Origin of the sequence: Rugamonas violacea (assembly GCF_016461825.1) — a bacterium.
In the GTDB taxonomy this organism is placed as follows: Bacteria; Pseudomonadota; Gammaproteobacteria; order Burkholderiales; family Burkholderiaceae_D; genus Rugamonas.
This window is the reverse complement of sequence record NZ_JAEMNU010000020.1, coordinates 81,282-86,811: the sequence shown is the minus strand read 5'-3', so window position 1 is coordinate 86,811 and position 5,530 is coordinate 81,282. Positions and strand designations below refer to the sequence as shown.

Annotated in this window: 7 protein-coding genes; 5 read left to right on the top strand and 2 right to left on the bottom strand. The window is 70.7% G+C overall.

Annotated elements, in window-relative coordinates:
* Window positions 1–224 precede the first annotated feature (224 nt).
* The 3 genes from H7U20_RS03625 (at window position 225) to H7U20_RS03615 (ending at window position 2,142) form a co-directional block, all read left to right on the top strand.
* Window positions 225–1,154 (top strand): hypothetical protein, encoded by a 930-nt coding sequence (locus tag H7U20_RS03625; protein WP_199518244.1) that lies wholly within the window; start codon window positions 225–227, stop codon window positions 1,152–1,154.
* A 15-nt stretch (window positions 1,155–1,169) separates the two neighbouring features.
* On the top strand, window positions 1,170–1,661 hold the full coding sequence (locus H7U20_RS03620) for a hypothetical protein (RefSeq protein WP_199518243.1): 492 nt from the start codon (window positions 1,170–1,172) through the stop codon (window positions 1,659–1,661).
* A 106-nt stretch (window positions 1,662–1,767) separates the two neighbouring features.
* A complete protein-coding gene (locus H7U20_RS03615; protein WP_199518242.1) occupies window positions 1,768–2,142 on the top strand; it encodes a TraR/DksA family transcriptional regulator in 375 nt (124 codons plus the stop codon).
* 72 nt (window positions 2,143–2,214) lie between these two features.
* Here H7U20_RS03615 and phbB read toward each other — a convergent pair whose 3' ends face one another.
* Window positions 2,215–2,997: an acetoacetyl-CoA reductase gene (phbB, locus tag H7U20_RS03610; protein ID WP_199518241.1), complete on the bottom strand. Its 783-nt coding sequence runs from the start codon at window positions 2,995–2,997 to the stop codon at window positions 2,215–2,217.
* 180 nt (window positions 2,998–3,177) lie between these two features.
* Here phbB and H7U20_RS03605 point away from each other — a divergent pair, with 180 nt between their 5' ends.
* Window positions 3,178–4,026 carry a universal stress protein gene (locus H7U20_RS03605; RefSeq protein WP_199518240.1) on the top strand — a complete coding sequence of 283 codons (849 nt, stop codon included), beginning with the start codon at window positions 3,178–3,180 and terminating at the stop codon, window positions 4,024–4,026.
* Window positions 4,027–4,153: 127 nt separating this feature from the next.
* On the opposite strand, the gene H7U20_RS03600 is transcribed toward H7U20_RS03605, so the two are convergent.
* Window positions 4,154–4,513, bottom strand: a complete 360-nt coding sequence (locus H7U20_RS03600) for a hypothetical protein (RefSeq protein ID WP_199518239.1) — start codon at window positions 4,511–4,513, stop codon at window positions 4,154–4,156.
* 231 nt (window positions 4,514–4,744) lie between these two features.
* Between H7U20_RS03600 and H7U20_RS03595 the strand changes: the two genes are divergently transcribed.
* A partial coding sequence (locus tag H7U20_RS03595) for a PAS domain-containing protein (RefSeq protein WP_199518238.1) occupies window positions 4,745–5,530 on the top strand: 786 nt, incomplete at its 3' end.

The following is a 5,530-nucleotide window of genomic DNA, read 5'->3' as shown; positions in this document are numbered from 1 at the left end:
GGCGGGCGGCGTGGCCGCGCGGCCACGTGACAGAGTGTCGGTGTGATGGCGTGATAGCGTGATGGCGCGATGGTGGCGCGATGGTGGCGTGGCGGGGGCGCCACGGCGCCCGCCGGCCGGGCGCTCCAAGGCGGCCCCGTTGCCGCCGCGATTGCGGTTTCGCAAGCCAGCGCCGCCCCGAAGCGCAACAATGAGTCTGATACCGACCCGCCGTGGAAGGACTTATGAAACCGCTCAAGATCGCCGCGCTCCTCCTCCTGCTGGCCGCCCTGGGCGGCTGTGCCGGCAACACGGCGCGCCTGCAGGCGGTGCGCGCGCTCAGCGCCGAATCGGCCAAGCTGGGCGCCTTCAACGAACTCAGCCAGCGCTTCCGCGACACCTATCCACGCGAACAACCCTATCTGACGCCGGCCGCCGACAGCCGCGAGCGCCAGCTCGACGCCGCCCGCCAGGCCGCCTACCCCGACTTCATCGCCATCGAAAACGGCGTCGTGCTATATCTGCGCGCGCTGGGCAAGCTGGCTGGCGACGAGCAGTTCGACCTGGAGGACCAGGTCAAGGCAATGAAAGGCGCCATCAACGCCTGGCCCGACAGCGGCCTCGACGACCGCCATGTCAACGCCTACGCCGGCCTGGGCCGGCTGCTGGCGCGCGCGCTGACGGCGCGCTACCAGGACCGCGCGGTCGAACAGATGCTCAACGACGGCCAGGACGAACTGCGCCAGTTGCTCGACGCCATGGCCGCGCTGCTGCGCTACTACGACAAGACCCATGAAAATGAGCAACGCATCGTGCTCGGTACGCTGGAAAGCGAGATCCCCTTCGTCGACAATCCGCGCGAACACCTGCTGGCGGCGCTGGCCAAGGCGCACCAGCAGGCCAAGGTGGCCGAATACCGGCTGATCGGACGCCGCTTCACGCTGGCCGAAAACAATCTGGCGGCGCTCAGCCAGGCCCACCGGAGCGCACTGCAACAATGGCAGCCGCGTGCCGACGGCACCGGGCGCGACAACGGCGCCGGGCCTGCCGGCGCCAAGGCCGCGCACCACGGCGGCATGCCAACCACCGCCGACGCCGGCAACACCGCCAGCGGGACGACAGCCGCCGCCCCATCCGGCGCCGTGGTCGTCTTACCCGCCGCCCGCCAACCCTGATTCCGGAGCCCCGCCATGTCCCTCCCCACCGATGCGCCGGCCAGCGGCGCCGACCTGGAGGCGCTGGCCGACCACTTGTCGGCCGCCGCCAACGCCCTGCACGCACGCCTGCTACGCGCGCTGCGCCAGCCGACGGCCGGCACCGGCACCGGCGCCGGCGCCGGCGCCGCTGCGCTGAGCCAGCCGCAAGCCCAAGCCATGTTCGAAGACGAGGTCGCGCTGCGCCAGAGCGCCAACGGCCTCTACCTGGACGCCGCCCGCCTGGCCGCCAGCGGCCTGGGTGGCGCCCAGCAAGAATTACTGGCCTTGACGGCCCGCGCCGGCGCCCAGATCGCCCACCTCGAACACATCCGTGAGTTGGCCGACCTGGCCGCCGAGCTGGTCGCGCTGGCCGGCGCCGTCGTCGGCGGCAAGCCCGAGCACATTCCGGCGCCGCTGGAAAAGATCCGACGCCATCTGGCCGCGCTGGACCAAGCAGGCCCGGGCAGCGCGCCGGCCCCGGCTTGATGCACGCGGCTTGACGCGCGTCGAGCGCGGCGGCCGAACAATCGGCCTCGTTTGCCGGTCCAACATTGACCGGTCAGTCCCGACCACCACCGCCAGCGAGCCGCCCATGCATGGACTGGACCCAGAACAAATTGCAAGCCTGCGCAAACGGCTCGAACAAGCCCGCGCCGCCCTCTTCGAGCAACTGGCCGGCGAGCTCGACGTGCAAGCCGGCACGGCCGGCGCGCCACTGCGCGAACTGGAAGCCTCGCCGGCCGACAACGCCAGCAACCGCACCCTGAGCGAGCTGGTGCAAGGCACCGTCGATCACACCGCGCGCCAATTGAAGCTGGTGCGGCACGCGCTGGGCAAGTTGGAAGACGGCGATTACGGCTTATGCGAGCAGTGCGGCGGAGCCATCGGCCATTCGCGGCTCGAGGCGCGGCCCGAGGCACGCCTGTGCATCGTCTGTCAAACCCGCGCCGAACGGCCGCCGCGCTAGGGTCCGCCGTGGCGGAACTCCCGGCGAGGCGCCAAGACGGCGCGTCAAGACGGCGCGTCAAGACGGGGAACCTCAACGCATGTGTTGGCCGCCGTTGATGGCGATCTCGGCGCCGGTGACGAAGGCCGATTGCTCCGAGGCCAAGTAGGCCACCAGCGCCGCCACCTCGTAGGGCTCGCCCAGGCGGCCGAGCGGGATCTGCGGCAGGATCTTGTCGCGCATCACCTCGGCCGGCACCTGGGCCACCATCGCCGTGCGCAGGTAGCCGGGCGCGACGGTGTTGACGGTGACGCCGTGGCGCGCCACCTCCAGCGCCAGCGCCTTGGTGAAGCCGTGCATGCCGGCCTTGGCCGCCGCGTAATTGGTCTGGCCGAAGGCGCCCTTCTGCCCGTTCACCGAGGAGATGTTGATGATGCGCCCCCAACGCTGCTCCACCATGGCGTCGAGCACCTGCTTGCTCATGTTGAAGACACTGTCGAGGTCGACGCGCATGACCTCGTCCCAGTCCTGCCGCGTCATCTTGCGCAGGCTTTGATCGCGGGTGATGCCGGCGTTGTTGACCAGCACGTCGACGCGACCCAGCTCGGCGCGCAGCCGGCCCACCATCGCCTCGCAGTCGGCGTAGTCGCCAACGTCGACCTGGTAGCCACGGAAGCGGAAACCCTCGTCCTTTTCCGCCTCGATCCAGTGCTGGAAGTGCTCGTTGCCGGGCGAATAGGTGGCGGCGACGACGAAGCCGTCGCGGTGCAGGCGGCGGCACAATGCCGTGCCCAATCCGCCCATGCCACCGGTGACCAGCGCCACCCGTTTGTCGGCCGCCTTGTCGCCGCCCTGTCCGTTATTGTTCTGGCTCATTCTGCGATCCTTGTAGTTGTCAAGATAACCATCACCAGTGTATGAGCCAGATCGAAGCCGACCTTGCGCCAAATCAAACGTAACGGCCGCCGCCCGTTTCGCGCCGCCACGGCCGCCACGCCGCCGCCGGCCTATAATGGACAGGCCGGCCACCCAGCGGACGGCAGCGAGGACTGCGCCATGTCATATAAAACCATCCTGGTCCATCTGGACGAATCGCCCCGGCTGAGCGAGCGGGTGCGTCTGGCGGCGGCGCTGGCGCTGGCCGACGAGGGCCACCTGATCGGCGTGGCGCTGACCGGCATCGCCCGCCTGGCCTACCACGACGGCCGCATCGACGAGCAGGACCCGCACCTGGCGCTGCACCTGAACCTGCTGCGCGAACGGGCCGGCCGCGCCCTGGCCGGCTTCGCCACCCAGCTCGACCAGCTGGGCCTGCGCGCCCACGAACAACACGTCGTCGACGACGACGCCGGCAGCGGCCTGAGCCTGCAAGCCCGCCACGCCGACCTGGTGGTGATCGGCCAGCGCCAGCCCGGCCGTGGCGGCGCGCTGCTGGGCGACCTGGCCGGCCACGTGCTGCTGCACGGCGGCCGGCCGCTGCTGGTGGTGCCGGAAAGCGGCACCTCGCGCGCCTCGCTGGAGCGCATCCTGGTGGCCTGGGACGGCGGCCGCGAGGCGGCGCGGGCGGTGACGGCGGCGCTGCCATTGCTGCGCCGCGCCGTGCAGGTCGACCTGGCCGTGTTCGCCAACGACGATGACGAGGCGGCGGCCGGCGGCGCCATCGCCGCCCACCTGCGGCGCCACGGCGTTCACGTCGAGCCGCTGGTGCGGCCGGCGCCGGCGCCCGGCCTGTTGCGCCACCCCGACCCGCTGGGCGCGGCGCTGCTGGCACTGGCGGCCGAGCGCCACAGCGACCTGCTGGTGATGGGCGGCTACGGCCATTCGCGGCTGCGCGAGATCCTGCTCGGCGGCGTCACCCGCACCGTGCTGGAGCAGGCCACGCTGCCGCTGCTGATGGCGCACTGAACGGACACTGAACGGGCACTGGGCGGCCATTGAGCTAACCTTGGGCTAACCTTGAGCGGGCATCGAGGGGGCATTAAGGGGGCATCGAGGGGGGCATTGCGCCGCGCGGCCGGCCCGGCCGGCGCCGCTAGCCCGGCAGCCAGGGCTGGCCGCGGATCTTCGCCACCTGGCGTTGCGCCAGCCACAGCCACAGTTGCATCGCCTCGGGCTGGCCCAGCGCCAGCATGCGGCGCGGCGCGGCCAGGGCGATCTCGCAGTCGCGGTCGGACCATTCGCCGAAGCGGATCTCGCCGCCGCCGGCCACCTCGATCTCGTACATCAGGCCGTCGTCGTAGCCGAAGCGCAGCACCGCGCTGGCCGGCCCGCCGTCGTTGGCCGGCGCGGCGCCGCCATACACTTCGGCCAACGCGGCCGACAGCTGGGCCTCGGAGGGCGACGTCACGGCGCGGCCGTCCACCCGGGTGAGCACTACCCATGCCTGTGTCATTGCCGCGTCCCCCTATTAACACTCGTGAGCCTGCCGACGATTTTTTTATTGTAGCAACTATCGTACCGAAAAGAATCACGGGCGCATCAAATTGTTGCGTCGGCGCGCAACAGGGCCGGCATGAAATAGTTCCGCGCGCGTTGACGTCGAGCGCAAGCTTGGCCTTATAATAAATTTGCCGCCCGCCCCGGACGGCGCCACAGCCAGCTTCCATTGCGATAGGAACGCCTGATGGACTTCGACGAGACGCAAGCGAGCGCGCCCTCCGGCACCGACCTGGCCGCCGCCGCGCGGCTGCAATTGTCGTTCGAGCAAGCCCCGGTCGGCCTGCTCTGCCTCGACCCGGACGGCCGCATCGTCCGCGTCAACGAGCGCGTCTGCCAATTGCTCGAACTCGACGAGGCCGCCCTGCTCGGCCGCCACTACCGCCAGTGCCTGGCCGACGGCGACGACGCCCAGATCACCGCCGGCCAGGCCCAGCTGCTGGCCGAGCCGGGCCGGCCGCAGCGCCACGAGGTGCGCCTGCTCGGCCACGGCGGCCGGCCGCACTGGGTGCAACTGACCCGCTACGCCATCGTCGACGGCGCCGGCCGGCCGTCCAGCCAGGTCTGGTGGGTCAGCGACATCGCCCAGCGGCGCCAACTGAAAAACATGCTGCAGTTGTCGAACCGGGCGCTGGCGGCCTGCTCGAACGGCGTGCTGATCACCGACGCCAGCGATCCCGGGCATCCGATCATGTACGCCAACCCGGCCTTCTGCGGCATGACCGGCTACACCCTGGCCGAGGTGATGGGGCGCAATTGCCGCTTCCTGCAGAACGGTGAAAGCGAGCAGGCCGGCGTGGCCGCGCTGCGCGCCGCGCTGCGGCGGAACCAGCCGGCCCACGTCGTGCTGCGCAACTTCCGCAAGGACGGCACGGCGTTCTGGAACGAGCTGCTGGTCTCGCCGGTGCCCGACGAGGACGGCCGCATCGGCCACTACGTCGGCATCCTCAACGACGTCACCGCGCTCAAGGAG

What these genes read in the sequence shown, in the direction of transcription:
- H7U20_RS03605 (WP_199518240.1), top strand. Translation starts at nt 3,178, where the DNA reads ATGTCATATAAAACCATCCTGGTCCATCTGGACGAATCGCCCCGGCTG.
- H7U20_RS03620 (WP_199518243.1), top strand. Translation starts at nt 1,170, where the DNA reads ATGTCCCTCCCCACCGATGCGCCGGCCAGCGGCGCCGACCTGGAGGCG.
- H7U20_RS03625 (WP_199518244.1), top strand. Translation starts at nt 225, where the DNA reads ATGAAACCGCTCAAGATCGCCGCGCTCCTCCTCCTGCTGGCCGCCCTG.
- H7U20_RS03600 (WP_199518239.1), bottom strand. Translation starts at nt 4,513, where the DNA reads ATGACACAGGCATGGGTAGTGCTCACCCGGGTGGACGGCCGCGCCGTG.
- H7U20_RS03615 (WP_199518242.1), top strand. Translation starts at nt 1,768, where the DNA reads ATGCATGGACTGGACCCAGAACAAATTGCAAGCCTGCGCAAACGGCTC.
- phbB (WP_199518241.1), bottom strand. Translation starts at nt 2,997, where the DNA reads ATGAGCCAGAACAATAACGGACAGGGCGGCGACAAGGCGGCCGACAAA.